This window comes from Xenorhabdus siamensis (genome assembly GCF_037996745.1).
Taxonomy (GTDB): domain Bacteria; phylum Pseudomonadota; class Gammaproteobacteria; order Enterobacterales; family Enterobacteriaceae; genus Xenorhabdus; species Xenorhabdus indica.
Genome location: NZ_JBBMXE010000009.1, coordinates 205,293 through 222,671 on the forward strand (window position 1 = coordinate 205,293; position 17,379 = coordinate 222,671).

15 protein-coding genes and 3 pseudogenes are annotated in these 17,379 nt (G+C 39.5%); 2 read left to right on the forward strand and 16 right to left on the reverse strand.

Features of this window, described 5'->3' with window-relative positions; all coding sequences use genetic code 11:
* Positions 1–211 precede the first annotated feature (211 nt).
* Positions 212–811 carry a phosphorothioated DNA-binding restriction endonuclease gene (locus AAC852_RS10030; protein ID WP_340620909.1) on the forward strand — a complete coding sequence of 200 codons (600 nt, stop codon included), beginning with the start codon at positions 212–214 and terminating at the stop codon, positions 809–811.
* A gap of 12 nt (positions 812–823) precedes the next feature.
* On the opposite strand, the gene AAC852_RS10035 is transcribed toward AAC852_RS10030, so the two are convergent.
* The 10 genes and pseudogenes from AAC852_RS10035 to AAC852_RS10080 all read right to left on the reverse strand — a co-directional run bounded on the left by AAC852_RS10035 (position 824) and on the right by AAC852_RS10080 (position 9,076).
* Positions 824–1,708, reverse strand: a complete 885-nt coding sequence (locus AAC852_RS10035) for an IS982 family transposase (protein ID WP_340619422.1) — start codon at positions 1,706–1,708, stop codon at positions 824–826.
* A 170-nt stretch (positions 1,709–1,878) separates the two neighbouring features.
* Positions 1,879–2,931 (reverse strand): spermidine/putrescine ABC transporter substrate-binding protein PotD, encoded by a 1,053-nt coding sequence (gene potD, locus AAC852_RS10040; RefSeq protein ID WP_340620966.1) that lies wholly within the window; start codon positions 2,929–2,931, stop codon positions 1,879–1,881.
* A gap of 245 nt (positions 2,932–3,176) precedes the next feature.
* A complete protein-coding gene (gene potC, locus AAC852_RS10045) occupies positions 3,177–3,956 on the reverse strand; it encodes a spermidine/putrescine ABC transporter permease PotC (RefSeq protein ID WP_340620910.1) in 780 nt (259 codons plus the stop codon).
* On the reverse strand, positions 3,953–4,813 hold the full coding sequence (gene potB, locus AAC852_RS10050; protein WP_340620911.1) for a spermidine/putrescine ABC transporter permease PotB: 861 nt from the start codon (positions 4,811–4,813) through the stop codon (positions 3,953–3,955). Before potB ends, potC begins: the two co-directional genes overlap by 4 nt.
* Positions 4,797–5,912 (reverse strand): spermidine/putrescine ABC transporter ATP-binding protein PotA, encoded by a 1,116-nt coding sequence (gene potA / locus AAC852_RS10055; RefSeq protein WP_340620912.1) that lies wholly within the window; start codon positions 5,910–5,912, stop codon positions 4,797–4,799. The genes potB and potA overlap by 17 nt, the downstream gene beginning before the upstream one ends.
* A gap of 260 nt (positions 5,913–6,172) precedes the next feature.
* Positions 6,173–6,436, reverse strand: coding sequence for a hypothetical protein (locus AAC852_RS10060; RefSeq protein ID WP_340620913.1), 264 nt, complete (start codon positions 6,434–6,436; stop codon positions 6,173–6,175).
* Between the two features lie 3 nt (positions 6,437–6,439).
* Positions 6,440–6,945 (reverse strand): annotated as a pseudogene (locus AAC852_RS10065) (transposase).
* Between the two features lie 182 nt (positions 6,946–7,127).
* A pseudogene (locus AAC852_RS10070) lies at positions 7,128–7,349 on the reverse strand (integrase domain-containing protein); the annotation flags it as partial.
* A gap of 37 nt (positions 7,350–7,386) precedes the next feature.
* The gene (locus AAC852_RS10075) at positions 7,387–8,430 is read right to left on the reverse strand and encodes an LLM class oxidoreductase (RefSeq protein WP_340620914.1); all 1,044 of its coding nucleotides are present in this window, start codon (positions 8,428–8,430) and stop codon (positions 7,387–7,389) included.
* A 22-nt stretch (positions 8,431–8,452) separates the two neighbouring features.
* Positions 8,453–9,076: a glutathione S-transferase family protein gene (locus AAC852_RS10080; protein ID WP_340620915.1), complete on the reverse strand. Its 624-nt coding sequence runs from the start codon at positions 9,074–9,076 to the stop codon at positions 8,453–8,455.
* Between the two features lie 354 nt (positions 9,077–9,430).
* On the opposite strand from AAC852_RS10080, the gene AAC852_RS10085 reads away from it, so the two are divergent.
* Entirely contained in the window at positions 9,431–10,318 is an 888-nt protein-coding gene (locus AAC852_RS10085; protein WP_340620916.1) for a LysR substrate-binding domain-containing protein, read from the forward strand.
* Between the two features lie 82 nt (positions 10,319–10,400).
* Here AAC852_RS10085 and cysE read toward each other — a convergent pair.
* The 6 genes and pseudogenes from cysE to AAC852_RS10115 form a co-directional block, all read right to left on the reverse strand.
* A pseudogene (gene cysE / locus AAC852_RS10090) lies at positions 10,401–10,550 on the reverse strand (serine O-acetyltransferase); the annotation flags it as partial.
* Between the two features lie 421 nt (positions 10,551–10,971).
* A complete protein-coding gene (locus AAC852_RS10095; protein WP_340620917.1) occupies positions 10,972–12,426 on the reverse strand; it encodes a pyridoxal phosphate-dependent decarboxylase family protein in 1,455 nt (484 codons plus the stop codon).
* 19 nt (positions 12,427–12,445) lie between these two features.
* Positions 12,446–13,744 (reverse strand): SidA/IucD/PvdA family monooxygenase, encoded by a 1,299-nt coding sequence (locus AAC852_RS10100; RefSeq protein ID WP_340620918.1) that lies wholly within the window; start codon positions 13,742–13,744, stop codon positions 12,446–12,448.
* A gap of 1 nt (position 13,745) precedes the next feature.
* On the reverse strand, positions 13,746–14,708 hold the full coding sequence (locus AAC852_RS10105) for an ABC transporter substrate-binding protein (RefSeq protein WP_340620919.1): 963 nt from the start codon (positions 14,706–14,708) through the stop codon (positions 13,746–13,748).
* A gap of 12 nt (positions 14,709–14,720) precedes the next feature.
* Positions 14,721–15,851: an NAD(P)/FAD-dependent oxidoreductase gene (locus tag AAC852_RS10110; RefSeq protein ID WP_340620920.1), complete on the reverse strand. Its 1,131-nt coding sequence runs from the start codon at positions 15,849–15,851 to the stop codon at positions 14,721–14,723.
* 13 nt (positions 15,852–15,864) lie between these two features.
* Positions 15,865–17,379 carry a methionine--tRNA ligase gene (locus AAC852_RS10115; protein WP_340620921.1) on the reverse strand — a complete coding sequence of 505 codons (1,515 nt, stop codon included), beginning with the start codon at positions 17,377–17,379 and terminating at the stop codon, positions 15,865–15,867.

Consider the following 17,379-nt stretch of genomic DNA (forward strand, 5'->3'; position numbering starts at 1 on the left):
TAATAAGGCTGGTCAAAACCAGCCTTTGTCTATACGGTGGAAGTTTATTCCCTGCTCAGGAAATGAGATATACATTGCTTGATTTGTCTTAGTTCCATCGAATACCAGATAGTATTACTCATTCAACTAACACCTTGCCCTTCACCACTTTTGCGAGCATGATCGCAATACCTTTATACCTATACCTTTATCCCTTAATCAAACAACTTACATGCCTACAATCAAAGAACTACAAGTTGCGATCTCAAACCTTTCTGTATGGCGCAAAGGGGATCAACGTGCCCCACATAAGCCGTTATTGTTGTTGTATGTCCTCTCTCAATACCAGAAAGGCCATGAACGACTGTTTGATTATGGAGAGGAGATCCACCAGCCATTACTGAATCTCCTTAATCATTTTGGTCCAAGACGTAAAAATCACTATCCCACCTTACTTTTCTGGCGACTGCGTGATCCCCATTTCCGTCAGCAGATACTGCGCGTCTATAACTACGAGTGTGCAATATGTGGCTACAACCTACGGCATGACGATACACCTGTTGGTCTGGAAGCCGCACACATCAAATGGAAGCAATATGGTGGACCATGTACCATAAACAACGGGCTTGCCTTATGTTCATTACACCATTCTGCATTCGATATGGGGTCTATCAGTATTGACGATAATATGCAGTTACTGGTTTCAGAAAGTATTAATGGTGGCCCGATGGTTAAGCAACTTTTCTGGAATTTTGCAAAACAGCCAATATTACTTCCTCAAAACAGAGACTATTACCTCTTGGAAAGCTTCATTAACTGGCATCGTAACTAACCCCAATTCCGCTTAAGCTATTACTGAAATATCTTCTTCTGAGTAGAAAATTTTCAGTGATGGCTTTTTCTCTTTAAGGCAGTAAGCAATCAATCCCGTTAAAATGGTTAACAAAAAACCGGTTATACTTCGGTGACGAGAATGTTCTAATTGAGAGCCGTTTTTTAATTGTCCATTAATCGTTTCAATGATAAAACGCTTTTTAAGCATAACCTTATCCCACTCAGCCAGTGCAAGCGCTTTCATGTTGCGGCGCTTTTTCGTGATAAAGGTGATATCCGTTTTAGCTAAATCATCCGCCAATTCCTGACTCAGATATCCTTTGTCGCCGTAAAGAGAACCCGTGAGATCTTTTGATAATTCGCGTACAGGCTCCCTATCATCCACATTACCCGGGGTCACTTTAAGCGCTAAAATTTCGCCCAGATGGTTAATAATCAGGTGTAATTTGAACCCATAGAACCATCCCATTGAGGTTTTTCCGCGTTGCGCTATGCCCTGAAAGACCTTATGACGAGGAATACGGATGTTATGACAAACGCGCAAACTCGTGGAGTCGATAAAAGCAATGCCTGTCGGTTTTCCTTTTAATTGAGTCAGATAACTGGATAAGGGGACCAAAACGGACGGGGCAACGCTGATAAAACGGGTATAACTGAGCAAGGAGGGGAAGTCGCGGTGATGGTATTGCCAGATATGCTCCAAATAAAAGTTTTTAAAATCACGGTAATGCGACCGCTGAAAGAGGATTAAAATTGTCATGATTTCACTGGGATACATGCGGCCTTGTCTGCGGCGCAGGCGGTATCCGTTATCGAGACAAAACTGCGCCCACTGGGGGATGAAAAGACGACAAAAGTCGTCGACATCGCAGAAAATTTCAACTAACTTGTCCATGGCCTGTTCCTCCCCGGAGTCGTTTTAGGCTTTCACCAAAACTTTGCTCCTGGAACAGGCCTCTCGTCAATTTCTTATCCAGAATTCAGGTTAACTAGGTCTTTAAACAGTAATTCTCAAGAATTAAAAAGGGAGCCAGACACTCCCTTTCATTCTCATTAAATCTCAGATCACTGACCCGCTTTCAGTTTTTGGAAATAGTTTTCATACAGGACATTAGCATTGCCAACGTCGCTCTGCCATTCCCCTTTTTGGATCACTGCTTCATCAGGATACAGTGACTTATCCCCTGACACAGCCGCTGGCAGCAGTTTCTTCGCAGCCAGATTGGGTGTCGGGTAGCCAATTTTTTCGGCAACCTGCGCCGCAATCTCAGGGCGCAGCAGGAAGTTAATCAGCTTCATCGCGCCATCGACATTCTTAGCATTTGCCGGAATAGCTAGACTATCCATCCAAAAAATTCCGCCTTCTTTCGGCCAGATAATATCGATAGGTGTTCCAGCCTGACGCGCAACATAAGCAGAACCTGTCCACATCATGCCGACATCAACTTCACCTTCCATAAAAGGATTAGCAGGGTTATCAGAATTGAATGCCAGTACATTGGGCATTAGCTTTTGCAGTTCATTATACGCCGCCTCAATTTCTTTCGGATCGGTTGTATTACCGGAGTAGCCCAGTTTTAACAGCGCGATCTGGAAAACTTCACGAGCATCATCCGTCAATACCAAACTATTTTTATACTCAGGCTTCCAGAAATCAGCCCAGGAAGTAATGGTTTTGGGATCGATACTGTCGCTGTTGACACCAATAGCAGTCGCTCCCCAAATATAAGGGATGGAATATTCGTTTTTCGGATCAAAAGACTTATGCAGCAGATTAGGATCAAGATTATGGAAGTTGCTGAGTTTGCTTGTATCGATTTTTTGCAACATCCCTTCTTTACTCATTTTGGAGATAAAATAAGTGGATGGCACAACTAAATCATAAGCCCCATCTTTATAAGTCTTCAGCTTGGTATACATACTCTCATTAGATTCATAGGTGGAATAAATCACCTTGATCCCAGTTTCTTTAGTGAACTGGTTGAGCAGACCAGGCGGAACATATTCAGTCCAGTTGTAGAAATAGAGTGTTTTGCCATCATCAGCGACAGCAGCATTCACCGAACCAATGCTTAATGCCATCATCCCAGCGGCTAACAGATAGAACCACTTTTTCATGCTGTTTTTCATGTAGTGTTTCCCCGCAGTTGGTGCGTAATTATCGCGTTATTACCGTATATAGCAGGTTCGACATGAACCTACCCCAAAAAAATGGCTATTATAAGAGCGTCATTTCATGGGGTAAAGCCACTTATTCCTTGTTAAATTGGAGATTGGGAAAGAAATTCTGGTTAATTGGGATAAAAATGAGGTTATTAGTGAAGTAAGAGCGCAGCCAACTTGTGACTACGCTTAAATTAAAGTTAAGACTTCCCTGTACGATCACGCATCACAAATTGGCTAATCAGCACTAATACCAGTGACATAGCCAATAAAATAGCAGCTAATGCGTTTACTTCCGGTGAAACTCCCACTTTTACCATTGAATAAATCTTAAGCGGCAGGATTTCATAACTCGGCCCCGTCACAAATGAAGAAACAACTACATCATCCATCGACAGGGTAAAACTCAGCAACCATCCCGCCATGACTGCCGGCATCGCCAGCGGCAGGATGATCTTACGCAGGATAGTCAGTTCACTTGCTCCCAAATCGCGGGCTGCTTCCAGCATTTTGACATCAAAATCTTTCAGACGAGAATAGACAGTTACCACCACAAACGGTAAACAAAAAGTGATGTGAGAAAACAGGAGTGACCAGAATCCCAGTGAAACGCCCAGCAGCATGAACAGCACCAGCAACGAAATCGCCATCACAATATCCGGCGACATCATCACCACAAACAGCATACCGCTAACAAACTTTTTGCCACGGAATGAATAACGATACAGGGCAACCGCGGTTAATGAACCAATCATTGTGGCAAATGTGGCAGAAACAATCGCCATTGTCAGAGAATGCCCTGCGGCTTGCAACAGGCTGTCATTACTGAATAACAGACTGTACCACTCTGTCGTGAACCCCTGCCAACTAATGCCAAAGCGTGACTGGTTAAACGAACTTACCAGCAGAATAATAATCGGGATATACAGGTAAGCGTAAACGATGGTCATAAAACCACCGCGCAACAGGCGTCCGATCATTCCAGTTCCACCTTCTTGTTCAGCAGCTTAGCCGCACGATAGTAAATCCATAACATCAACCCCATAACCAGCGTCAGACAAATACTGGTTGCCGCACCAAACGGCCAGTCGCGAATGTTGAGGAACTGACTTTTAATCACATTACCGATCAACAGGTTTTTCGCCCCCCCCATCAGATCAGCCACATAGAACAGCCCCATCGCAGGCAGCAGCACTAACAGGCAGCCAGCAATAATACCCGGCATAGTCAGCGGTATGATGATGCGGACAAAAGTCGGCAATTTCCCTGCTCCCAGATCACGTGCCGCTTCCAGACAAGATTTATCCAGCTTCTCAATGCTGGAATAGAGAGGCATCACCATAAATGGCAGTAGAATATAAACCAGACCCAACACCACAGCTTCGGGGGTATACATAAGGCGCAGCGGTTTATCGATAATCCCAGTCCACAGCAGAAAATCATTCATATAACCGCGGGTACTGAGAAACATCTTCAAACCATAAATACGAATTAAAGAATTCGTCCAGAATGGCAGGATAAGCAGGAACAATAGCAGCGGGCGCAGCTTTTTCGGCATCCGCGCCATAAAAAAGGCAAATGGATAACCAATCACCAGACAACACAACGTTGCAACGATAGCCATATTCAGCGAGTGTATCAGCACCTCGGCGTATAGCGGATCGAACAAGCGGGTATAGTTATCCAGCGAAAAAACCATCTGCACCAGATTAGCATCATCACGAGTCAGAAAGCTGGTTCCGATAATCATCAAATTCGGCAGAAAAACAAACAGCATCAGCCAAAAAACCATGCCTGTAATGACAATATTCTGGAATAGTTTACGCGTCTTCTTCATCGACCAGCACAACCTCCCAGCTTTCTACCCAAGTGACAGCAATCTTCTGATTCAAGGAATGGTCAACATCGGGATCATCTTCATTGAAGAACTCACTCACCATAACCATTTTGCCGTTTTCCATCTCAACCACGGAATCCAGCGTCATGCCTTTGTAGTTACGTTCACGGACATAACCAATCAGACCTGATACCTGCTCACCATTGTTGATCTCCTCTACACGCAAATCTTCCGGGCGTAGCAGTACCTTCAACGTTTGTCCGGCAGTTACTGACAGAGGCGTGAAGATGTCACATTCATGGCCTTCCACGTCAGCGCGTATGCGTTGCTCATCAACACGATGCAACACTTTGGCATCAAAGATATTGATTTCACCAATAAAACGGGCAACAAACAGATTCTTCGGCTCTTCATAGATCTCTCTGGGTGTGCCATCCTGTTCAATACGTCCATCACGCATAACCACAATACGGTCAGACATCACCAGCGCTTCTTCCTGATCATGCGTCACGAAAATAAAGGTGATACCCAGTTTACGCTGGAGCGCTTTCAACTCGTTCTGCATCTGCTTACGCAGCTTATAATCGAGCGCCGACAGCGATTCATCCAGCAGAAGAACCTTCGGTTTGTTAACAACCGCACGGGCAATCGCCACACGTTGCTGCTGCCCGCCGGAAAGCTGAGCAGGTTTACGCTGAGCAAACTCTTCAAGCTGAACCATGCGTAATGCTTCTTCAACACGCGGAGCAATCTCTTTTTCCGGTGTTTTTTGCATACGTAGCCCAAAGGCAACATTTTCAAATACGGTCATGTGGGGGAACAGGGCATAACTCTGGAAGACCGTATTAACGTGACGATGCTCCGCCGGAATATCGGTAATATCCTGCCCTTCCAGTAAAATTTTGCCGCTGTCGGCATCTTCCAGCCCGGCAATCAGACGAAGTACTGTGGTTTTGCCACAACCGGATGGCCCAAGAATGGTCAAGAACTCGCCATCATTGATTGTCAGATCGAGCTGTGAAATAACTTGTTTGCCGTCGAAGCCCTTACTCAAGGCTTTTAGTTCAACGAGCGGTATCAGAGAGGTATTCTCAGTCATTTATGCTATCATCTATCCCTTGGAATAATGCAGATAGAACCGCCACGGGAAAAGACTGTGTCAGCTAGCAGGAGACATCATTTCTCCGCTGAAGCTCAAAGCCAGTGGCGCCGGTTGAAATTACGAAGCGCGCATAATAAACGCAGTACGCCGAAATTGAAAGCTGAAATAATGGCAATAAGCCATTTTTTATTAACATTTCATGAATGGTGACATTTCATACCATTCTGAACCCAAATTATCCAGTTGGAAATGTTTTCTTATTGATTATTTTTTGAACCCAAAAACCTTTCTTTTTTCAATAAATTACTAAAACCGTCAAAACCTTCCTTCACCTCAATCGTTTCATTATCCTGCTCACTAAAGCCACCAACCGATGCCGATATTCTCCTTGCATCACAATATCCTGAAGCCTTTTTCATATTAATGATCGTCATTACAAAAACAAAACGCTTTTCTGATAATATAAGATATTCATTTATTAGAATTATTTTTATTAGGGCTTGTTGACGTTTTGCATTCATTATTCATTCTGTCCACATGGGTAGCCAGACGATGATAAACGCCAGTGTCAACATACTGGCGTAATTTTGTACTAATTTATCGTATCTTGTTGCTATTGCACGAAAATGTTTGATTCTCGCAAACTCATTTTCCACTAAATGACGATAACGGTATAAACCGTTATCAATCTGCTTATCCGATTTTCGGCTGTTTTTCCGGTACGGAATGACCGGTGTCGCCCCTTCTCGTTTGATGGCTTCCCTGAAGGCTTCGCTATCGTAACCCTTATCGGCATTTTGAATAAAAAACCAAAAATGCCTTTTTTTGACCAAGCATTAAAACGTCTAAAGACCGTGTTCCATTTGCCAAATTCATCAGGCAATTCACGCCATGGAATACCTGTTTTCATACGGTAAAGGATGCCTTCGAGAGTGAGTCAGTGTTCTTCTTTGTTGTAGACAAGTCCATTTTGTTGCATGAATAAAAATAGCTTATTCCACAAAAGAGCTGGTAACATAGTTCTCGGCATGAGGTTCTCAAGGTAACGGTTTTTTGGCGAAAACAAGGATACCAGATCATCATGCCGTTCAAATTCCCTTCACAAAACGTCAACAGCCCCTAGGGACAAGTAAGAAGTGAAACAAGAGAAAGGCGTTGTGGGGTCACTAATTTACCCCACAACGATAAGTCTTTTTAAAATCGAATTTACGCTAACTGTTTCCGCCAGCTTTTCAATGAAGTACCACATTGCACCGCTTCCTGAGAACGTGACTCCAGCAAGCGGGCTAGCTTCAGTGTGATAGCAAATCCAGCATCATGTTCAAGTGCCTTCTGATAAACATACTGAAATGTGATATCAGAGATCGCCTGTTTCGTTCCGGCGCGACTGCTTCCACTTAATCCCAATGCCTGATTGCTCAAATGCGGTATAGTTCTATCCTATTATCTTTTGTATTCACTCGTAATTCGTTTACCAGTTTACTTTAGCGGGCTGTATTTCTGTGTGAGAAGGGAAATATGGGAGCACATATTCAGCCAGTTCTTGCAGTACTTCTGGTGCCGGTCTTTCCGAAAAATGTACTCCTATTGCAGCATGGTTTACGCCGGCATCCTTCCATTCTTCCAGCAATGCAATAAGGCCATTTCGTCCCGTTTTTAGTATGTAACCACCACGTAATGGCGTTCTTGGGTAATTTGGATCATCGGCTAAATCAATCCACTCATTTGTCATATGTGGGCGAAATTCGTTGTTAGGAATCAAACGCCTCCAAGCCTTAATTTTTTCAGCTAACCTTAATGGGCCTGATTTGTTATAAGTTGATTCAGGATATGTTAGCCAACCATCGGCATGCTCTGCTATCCAATCCAAAGGTTGACGTGAAGAACCAGTCACAATAAGTGGGATTGCGCCAAAAGTAGGTTTGGGAAGAAATTCAGCTCCATCAAAATTACCGAGAAGAGAATGAATGTTGAGATAACCTTCCTTCATTAACTGACGAAAATAAATGACAGCTTCGGCAAAACGTTTGCCACGTTGGTCATATTCGATTCCATATGCTGGGAATTCAATCGGCCTGTCACCAGATGCTATCCCAAGGACTAAACGCCCGCCAGAAAGCCTGTCAATCGTGGTGGCGGCCTTAGCAAGATCGAGCGGGTGGCGTAACGAGAAAATTGCGCTTCCTGTCACTAAAGCGATAGATTTTGTTTTCGCACTAAGAAACGCTAAATATGTGAATGGATCGAAAAGCTGACCAGCATCGCCAAATGAAGGATCGAATAAAGGCACATCACGGACCCACACTGCTGCAAATCCGTATTTATCAGCCTGACTCACTAAATCTGATTGGCCTTCTAATACCTGCATATTTCCTTGATAGAATCTCTGAGGCATAAAAACCCCAATTGTCAGTTCATTCTGACGAAACATTCGTTGATAACCGGCATGGTCAGAGAAAAGATGTGATGGCGCACTATGTGCCGTATTTGAATGCACAGATGTCATTTGGTTCATTTTTCTTTTTCCATATTCTATTTTAGGGGCCAGTAGCAGGTTCAGGAATTGAAATTCCACGCTGCACTGCTGGTCTGGTTGCTATTCTGTCATGCCATTCGCTTAGGTGCTTATGGTGATGAAAATCAAAATCGATAATGCGTGCTATATGGGTCCAGCCAAAATTGGCTATATCCGCTATTGAGTACTCTTTTCCTCCAAAATATGCATTTTTTGCTAAATGATTATTCATTGTTGCAAAAGCTTGATCAGTGAGTTTTTTGTATCGTTCTGTAGCCTCTGTATTTTTAGCAGAATCAAAAATCTCAAAATAAACTCTTTGCCCAATAATAGGCCCAACGCTGGACGCATGAAAAATCAACCATTGAATCGCCTGCCAACGGGCATTGAATTCATAAGGGAGTAATTTATCCGTCTTATTCGCTAGATAAAGAAGAATTGCCGCAGATTCGAAAATAGTCGTATTTGTGTCACTATCCGTTAAAACAGGTATACGGCCGTGAGGATTAAGTTGTAAAAATTCGGGCAATAAATTTTCACCTTTATCGATCTGAACATGTTTTAATATATAAGGAAGATTAAACTCCTCCAGAGCAATCGTAATTTTAAATCCGTTAGGAGAGCTATCTGTATACAAGCTAATCATTGAATTTTCCTGCTTGGCTGAGCATAGGTTATGGTAAAATGTGAGTAACCTTAAATTAGGATATATGCTATAAAAACTATAGCAGTTATCGCTTTTTTTGCTCTGATGTCATACTGGTAATTATCTCAAATAAATTAGTTTCAATTTGAAATTTTTTAAATAATGAAAAGATCTTATTTGTAAATCTATTCAGTATTAAAAATAAAATATTTTATACGTGATAATCATTTGAATTAGCCTTGAAATTAAATATTATTAGTAGTACCTTCGATGTTATTATTGTTGAATAATCCACGTTTTTATTGAAAACGTGAAACGATATTTTTTACCTCAAGAGTTTAGAAAAATTAAATTATGGCCAAATCACTCCCATTGCTTGCGTTGCGCGCTTTTGTTGAAGTTGGTCAAAGCAAGAGCATCAAGGCAGCCGCACATTCCTTAAATGTCACTCCAGGTGCTATCAGCCAGCAAATTCGATTGCTGGAAAAACGAGTAGGTATTGAACTATTTACACGTGAAAGACATGGTGTGCGAATGACCGAGGCTGGAGAAAATGTTTATCCATTACTACTTAGTGCATTCGAACATCTTGAAACGGCTTATACTAAATTAGAAAAGTCTAAATCAAGGCAAACGTTGACAATAGATACCATATCCACATTTGCAGCTTGCTGGCTTGTTCCACGTCTAGGTAATTTTAAGAAACAATACCCGCAAATTGAAATAAAAATCCGGACATCACCTAATTTAAGCGATTTAAAACGGGACAAAATTGATATAGCACTTCGCCACGGGCTTGGAAATTACCCTGAATTATATGTTGCGCAGTTAATGGTTCCAATTTTAATACCCGTAGCAAGTCATTCATTAATAAAAGAAAACCAACCAATTAATGAACCATTAGATTGTCTTAATTATCCGTTATTGCAAGATTCCAATCGTTCAGACTGGCGTTTGTGGCTAAGCGCACTAGGTACTCCTGTTGATGAGCGCGCTGAACGAGGATCTTGTTTTGAGGACGATGTTTTGCTGATCCGCGCCGCTGTTGCCGGTCAGGGAATTGCTCTGATAGCGCAAGAATATGCTGAAGAGGAAATCCGTGCCGGTCGGTTAATTCAAGTTATTGATAGGCCCTGGCCTTCCCAATTTGCCTATTATGCAGTAACTTTACCGGAAGCAATAAATCGCTTAGAAGTTAAGGCATTTATTGATTGGATAAAAGAAGAAGCAAATATCTTGTAAAGAAATAGTGCCAAAGGACAAGGCACTAATTTGTATTTAATTCTTCATTTAATTATTACTGAATCGAGTTTCTATGTGATTTTAATATTCTTGCAGGGATACCTACCGCCGTAGTAAATGGGGGAATATCTGTTACTACAATAGCCCCTGCTGCGATAAGTACATTATCTCCAATATTTATATTTCCTAAAATTTTTGCGCCTGCACCAATAATAACCTCATTGCCCACTATCTCTCAATTCCTGCACTGTGCCGAGGGCTAAAGGGTTGGGATGCGTTCTTGTGTTTAGCACTTGTGCCTGAAATACTCAATCCTTTGATAAATATTAGGATTTACTGGATTCCACATTGTTCTCTACAAACTTGTCGACGCCTGCGGCTCCGGTGTGTGCTCCTGAAAGGATATTTGCTAGTATGATCCTTCAGAAGCTGCTACCTGCTAGCTGGACGAAACTATCAGCACACATACAATTAGATGTATGTCAGTGCTATCACGTTCACCCTTTGGTTTCGGCTCGAATGTTTCGCTGTCTGCGCTTCACCTCCTTTGTTACCTCCGAAAACACAAGACTCGCTATGTAGTGGTCTGGTTTATCCTTTCTACGGTGAGACTTTCACCCACAAGATCAGTACAGTTTTACCCATCACACCATTCATTTCACTCTTTCGAATTGCCTTGCTTGGTTTAAGCTGGAAATGAGTTTGTCAATATTCTCTTTAGTTGTCCGAAAGCTGGTGATGCACGCGCGTAATGTTTTTCTACCTGCATAACTGGTTATTGATAGCCAATGATTATTTTCTATTAAAATAGCTTCCAGAATTTTTTCTGGATCGTAGCCATCTCTATCGGTAAAACATGCAATAGGCAACTCTGAAAGATTAATGATTTCCCAATTATCGTTGATCAATTGTTGCTTGAGATATTTTCCTAAATTAATTTGATATTCAATCATGTTTCTGAACCCAGCATGGCTCAATATTGCCATAGGGATGAATAGCTTCAAGCCATTAAATTTACGTGACCACTGAACAGAATTAGTATATGGATCAAGATTATCTTCATGTTTGCCCGGCATATAATTTGTTGAGACAGCAAAAGCTGTATTAAGAACACCCGGACAGGAAGAAATAAACATACCGGTCCCCATAGGAGCAGCTAACCATTTGTGGGCATCTATTGTTATTGAATCACTGTGCTCAATGCCTTTTAAAAGATGTTTATAGTTATCGCTGAATAATATTGCCCCGGCCCATGCTGCATCAACATGGTAATATAAATCATATTCTTTACAAATATCAGCAATATCATCAAGCGGATCAATAGTTCCTGCATTTGTCGTTCCTGCGGTAGCAGAGACAAAAAATGGTTGTTCTCCATTCGATTTATCTTTTTTAATCGCAAATTTTAATTCCTGAATATCCATTTTTCCATTTCTATCTACAGCGATAAGTCGTACCGAATTTTTTCCTAAACCTGCTTGAACCGCGATTTTAAGCCATGCTAAGTGGCTATCACTCGAAATGTAGAACACCGGATTACCATTTATTCCTGATAAACCTGTACTTGTATAGTTTGGGAATTTTTTAACTAATGCACAAATAAGGGAAGTGAAATTAGCTTCAGCACCACCATAGGTAAAGGCACCGTTTACCTCGTTGGCATTATAACCGACTGTAATACCAAAATAGTTAATTATTTTATTTTCAATATCAACACAAGCAGGAGCATGGCTCCATGCTGCCAGTTGCGGGTTATATATTGAAGTTATGGTTTCAGCAATACCTCCCCAAAAAGAAGAGGTTGGATTAAACAGCCCAAAATAATTTGGGCTTGTAACATGCACGATGCCATTATTCAGTAATTCAAAGATGTCACTCAATACAACTTCCGGTGTGGTCTCTTTACTAAAATCATATTTTGATATTATTTCACTAATCTCATTTTTAGATAAAACAGGACTGACTTTTGCCTCATCTAAATTTATCAGGTGATGATTAATCGATTCATTGACGTAATTAATTATTTTAGCCCTCACATGAGGATCAGGAAAAAAAGAGTCAATAACAGAATTTTTTATAGAGGTATTTCCTCTGGTATTTTCATTCATATCTACCTTCTTTTAATCATTAAATAAAATAGTTATCAGGAAGAACATTATGTTTCTCTATTGATTGATAGATCTGTTCTGCCCGCAATGCTACAGCAGAAAATGACTGCGCATTACTGATACCATGTGTGCGTTCTGATAACCCATTAATATAGATAAAAACATCTGGCTTGCCAGAAAGGGCTATCCGATATTCATCATCAATTAACAGATCACCATTGTAATCTTTTTCCAAAAATGCTTCCATGTGATTAAGTAGTGCCGGAATTTTTGGCTGAAAGTACCCTGTACCAATGACACAAGCATCGAAGAAAAGGCTCTTTTTCACACCGGTAAATTTATCTTGGATCACCATAACATATTCATTATTTATGTAGTCTAAAGAATTAATTTCCGAATTGACTTCCATTGTGATCCTTTCTCTACCCAATATCTCATCTTCATAAATCGCCGAGTACAGTTGCTGACTTTCATCCACATCAATTCCAGAATAGTTTGTCCCTTTGATGTCTTGGAAAAATGCGACTTTTTTATTCGGAGACAGAGTTCGGTAATAATCTGTATATTCTGGTAAAAAAGCTAAGTTTGGAAATTGCCCCTGTTGAGCAATTTTAAATCCGATAGAACGGTGTAATGAAGTAACATGAATATCAGAATGTTTCCCGATTAAATCCATCACAACTTCCCCAGCACTTTGTCCCGACCCCAATACCAGCCATCGTTTCGGCAAGTTGTGCTTCATATTTTGTAAATTTTTAAGGTAAGAAGAGGTATGAAAAATCCTATCACCGATAAATTTATTAAATACCGTTGGAATATATGGTGTTGAACCATTCGATAGTATTATTTTTCTAGTTTCAAATTCAAAACCATTACCGCCAATTATCATGCTGGTTAAGACTCCTTCTTTTAAAACAGGCTGAATATAATCAACCACCCTATTGTATTCTATATATTTGCTTAGTTTTTGAGCCGCCCATTTCATATAATCTGACCATTCAACACGGCTTGCTGGCCTACCTAATAAGCCAAATTTAAATAGTCTGTTATTTTCCTTTAAATACATCGCAAAACTATACGGACTTTGTGGATTACGTGGGGTAACAAGATCACGATAAACATGATGATTAATATCTGTATTTTGCAACAGTAGATTCGGATGCCATTCACTATTTCTATATTTTTCCAAACAAATAAATTTCCCAATGAAATTTATTTTATTTTTTTTAATTTCTTCATCAAACATACAAGCGAATGCTAAGCCAGCAGGTCCAGCACCAATATTTATTATATCGACAAAATTTGAATTGTATTTCATATTAATCCCTTGTTTTAAAATGAAAAAGTGTATCCGGTATTGATTTGTTTCTCCTATTAATCCATAAGCATAGATTGTTTTCTTTATTTTCCCCTTTAGTGAAGCTAACCGTGCCTAATGTGGTGGGAATGATTTCATTATTTAAGATTGTCAATAAATTATCATTTTTATTTTTCAGATAATTAACAATCTCCAAAGCAATTAATGTTTCCTTGAAGAAAACACCGGGGTTTTCATTATATTTCCTTTTGTATTTCAACAAATAGCTTGATGATGGATTCGTTAACTGAAGAGGCGACAGGCCTATACCCATTACTTTTTCAGAAGCAATATTATCAGGAAGTTTTAAATATTGATTGGCAGCGTCATCAGTAATAATAAATATTCTTATGTCATTATTTTTCTCTCTATCAAAGATAAAACTTTCTGTTTTATCAGCAGTGCCTATATATATTAAGGCATCAATGTTATATTGATATCCTTCATCGAATTCTCTCTCAATGGTGATTTTTATTTTTTCTTTGTAATTTTCACAATATAAATTAGCGTCTGCAATGACTTCGGATATCCGTATGCCCCTAATTTTTAAAAAAGAGCAAAGCGTATTGACAATATTTTTGTTACTAGGTGGAATCCTGAAAGTGTTTTCTCTCCCTCTTGTCAGAGAATCGTCAGTTGCGGCAGGGAGCAACAACGGAATATTATTTTCAGCATAAATATCTACTGCCCCTAGAGCAGAATTGCTTGAATAGTGTCCGATAACACAATCAATTCCCTGCCTAACAATATATTGTGCTACTTTAGCACCTCCATCTTGAGAACCAAAGTCTTCACATAAAATGAATTCAATCTCATCTGATGTAAACGATTCTTTAAATACATCTAAAGCCCGAAATACCGTCTTAGTATGTACAGATTTTTTTTCATCCAAAATAGCTGAAATAGCACAACGAAATTTTGCCATTATTTTTTACTCCTATAACTCTGTGAATCGGCTGAGCGAAAATATATTTTTATCTTTCATGCCAATAAAAGAATCATTCAAGCAGTTATTCAAATAGATTTGATTTACTGTTAGTTCCGCCACTGCAAGAGCAATTTTGTAACCAATCCCACAAAACCCAGTTGCCGTAAATAAGCGCTTATGAGAATCGACAAAATCTATAATTGGCCTGCCATCTGGAGTATAGGAATCATAACCCGAAACAATTGATATGATGTTTGTGTTATCACAATCGATACCAAATTTTCCGAGTCTTTCGCGTACATCTGTTTTTGCCTCCTCAGTAAAATCACCTAATTGTTCTGGCGTGATTGCTGAGTGCCTCACTTTTGAACCTGCTTGATAAAAATTACCACTGAGAGGAACAAGATGTGTTCCCGATTGTGTATCAATAACTGGTATACAAGTACTATTCGGCGCTTTAATATTTCCAAGTGGAATACTTTTTGTGTCAATTAGTAAATTATCAGATAATTGTTTTGCCCAGGCTCCTGTAGCAAGGATTACATAATCTGCCTCTATTTTTTCACCCCCCAAATCAACAAATGCGGAACCGACGTGGCTGCCTATTTTTAAAACCCTGGTGTTTTCAAGAACTAAATTTCCTTCTTTTTTAATATAATATGCTAAATCTCGTGTGGTTTTTCTTATATCACCATATCCACCTTTAGACTCAAATAAAATCTCTCTGGTAATATTTTTTGAATAAATGCCATTGGTAAATTCAAATGCTTTATCAGAATCAATAATATTCATCGGATATGATGCGTCAGAAAATTGATTAATGCTTCTGTTTATTAAATCAAGGTTGTCCTTGTTTTTTCTTACCGCATAAATAATCCCTGATTTATTCAATGAATGAGAAAATATTGCTCCTACATAAGTGGATTTCATTAAATCAACACTTCTTTTTGTCAGTTTCGCAATTTCAATATCTGGATCGTGAACACGGAACAATGCACCTGAATATCTGGTGGAGCCATTGTTTCCAACGGCCCCCATGTCGATAAGCGAAATGTTATGCCTGTCCTGTACAAAGGTTGCAGCAATAGTAGCCCCGATAATTCCACCGCCCACGATTATTATATTTATGGGTTTATTCATTTTTTATCTCAGATTAACTTGCTTTCAATAAAGAATAGAACTCTTCAATATCTTTAATGGACATCATCTTTTTTAGCTTAGAAGATAATCGTGGTATAACTGGTTCAGAAATCAATGCAAACAATGTAACCAGCTTTATATCTATAGATCCTTTTTCCAACTGTTTGTTAATTAATTTGATTGTATCCATTAACAGATTCGCGATTTTCTTTGCCGAAAAATGATTAACAGATGAGTACTCTTTCCATTTTTTTACGATGCCCTCATAATTAAGAGAGTTAAATACATGGTATTTTTTTTCTGGCAGTATTAATTTTTCCTGAATTTGCAATACCATTCTGACTATAACATTAATAAATACATCTCTCCTCCATACCCAAAAGCTCTCTATATCGAATTTTTCCGTCGTTTCCTCCGGCGATATGAGTGATATGTATAGACGAATACTGTCTGGACATGCTTTATTTGCCAAATCCCTAATCCAAATAGCATTCCCCCTGCTTGTGGAAAAATCCTCATCACCTAATTTCAAAAATGCATTGGTATAGTAAGCATTTTTATATTTGAAATCAGGATTGGACATTGCTAGCGCTGTATATCCGATCACATGGCTGTATGAGCAATCCATGCCCAGAAAATGCACCATATAAGTATTTTCATCTTTTATCAGATCATAAATACCATCAGTATCATTTATATTATTTTCTATCTGTTCCTGAGAGTGACGCAATTGCGATAATTCTTTTAAGGTTGCCAAGTACCCAGCTAATCCCATAAACCATGTATGGACACGGTGTTCTTCATTGGAATTTAACAGTAATCCGGATTCATAGGGCCTGGAAATTCCCCAATCTTTTAAACCCTTACGAAATATATTTTCAACCCACTCTCTCAATGATTTTCTCATTGGAGAGGACAAAATACGTTCCTTTAATGCATTCTGTATTTTTGACAGCAGGAAGTATGCTCTTTGTATTTCTTTGAAAATCACCTCTTTTCCAGTAAACACATTTTTCAGATTTCTCATTTCCTGTGCATCAGGCGGCATGGCACAAGATTCACACTGACTTGCGTCAGAACTGTGCCCACAATGGTTACATTCGCCTCTTGCAAATGCTTCATAACCCCATCTTTCCGAATCACTACAATAAGGTTCAAGACTTTTTTTGAATGCAATTAAGTTTTTATTTCTTGCATTTTCAAATATCTTACTGACCTCATTGATGAAATATTGATTTTCATATGATTCAAGCCAATTATCTAAATTGATATCAATTAATTTTAATGATTCATTAATTTTTCTCGCATTTTCTTTTGCTAATTTTGAAGCTGAATGGCCTGTTTCCAATGCTTTTCTTTCAAGATAGGATTGGTAATCATCTGAATATGAAATAAGATAACTTTTTGCCCCTTGTATTTTTTGTGCTCTGGAAAAAATATCTGCATTTAAAAATGGCCCTGCTATATGTCCTACATGGAGATCTCCATTAGGTGTTGGCGGTGTTATAGTGACTATAAAGCTATTCAT

What these genes read in the sequence shown, in the direction of transcription:
- AAC852_RS10030 (WP_340620909.1), top strand. Translation starts at nt 212, where the DNA reads ATGCCTACAATCAAAGAACTACAAGTTGCGATCTCAAACCTTTCTGTA.
- AAC852_RS10035 (WP_340619422.1), bottom strand. Translation starts at nt 1,708, where the DNA reads ATGGACAAGTTAGTTGAAATTTTCTGCGATGTCGACGACTTTTGTCGT.
- potD (WP_340620966.1), bottom strand. Translation starts at nt 2,931, where the DNA reads ATGAAAAAGTGGTTCTATCTGTTAGCCGCTGGGATGATGGCATTAAGC.
- potC (WP_340620910.1), bottom strand. Translation starts at nt 3,956, where the DNA reads ATGATCGGACGCCTGTTGCGCGGTGGTTTTATGACCATCGTTTACGCT.
- potB (WP_340620911.1), bottom strand. Translation starts at nt 4,813, where the DNA reads ATGAAGAAGACGCGTAAACTATTCCAGAATATTGTCATTACAGGCATG.
- potA (WP_340620912.1), bottom strand. Translation starts at nt 5,912, where the DNA reads ATGACTGAGAATACCTCTCTGATACCGCTCGTTGAACTAAAAGCCTTG.
- AAC852_RS10060 (WP_340620913.1), bottom strand. Translation starts at nt 6,436, where the DNA reads ATGAATGCAAAACGTCAACAAGCCCTAATAAAAATAATTCTAATAAAT.
- AAC852_RS10075 (WP_340620914.1), bottom strand. Translation starts at nt 8,430, where the DNA reads ATGAACCAAATGACATCTGTGCATTCAAATACGGCACATAGTGCGCCA.
- AAC852_RS10080 (WP_340620915.1), bottom strand. Translation starts at nt 9,076, where the DNA reads ATGATTAGCTTGTATACAGATAGCTCTCCTAACGGATTTAAAATTACG.
- AAC852_RS10085 (WP_340620916.1), top strand. Translation starts at nt 9,431, where the DNA reads ATGGCCAAATCACTCCCATTGCTTGCGTTGCGCGCTTTTGTTGAAGTT.
- AAC852_RS10095 (WP_340620917.1), bottom strand. Translation starts at nt 12,426, where the DNA reads ATGAATGAAAATACCAGAGGAAATACCTCTATAAAAAATTCTGTTATT.
- AAC852_RS10100 (WP_340620918.1), bottom strand. Translation starts at nt 13,744, where the DNA reads ATGAAATACAATTCAAATTTTGTCGATATAATAAATATTGGTGCTGGA.
- AAC852_RS10105 (WP_340620919.1), bottom strand. Translation starts at nt 14,708, where the DNA reads ATGGCAAAATTTCGTTGTGCTATTTCAGCTATTTTGGATGAAAAAAAA.
- AAC852_RS10110 (WP_340620920.1), bottom strand. Translation starts at nt 15,851, where the DNA reads ATGAATAAACCCATAAATATAATAATCGTGGGCGGTGGAATTATCGGG.
- AAC852_RS10115 (WP_340620921.1), bottom strand. Translation starts at nt 17,379, where the DNA reads ATGAATAGCTTTATAGTCACTATAACACCGCCAACACCTAATGGAGAT.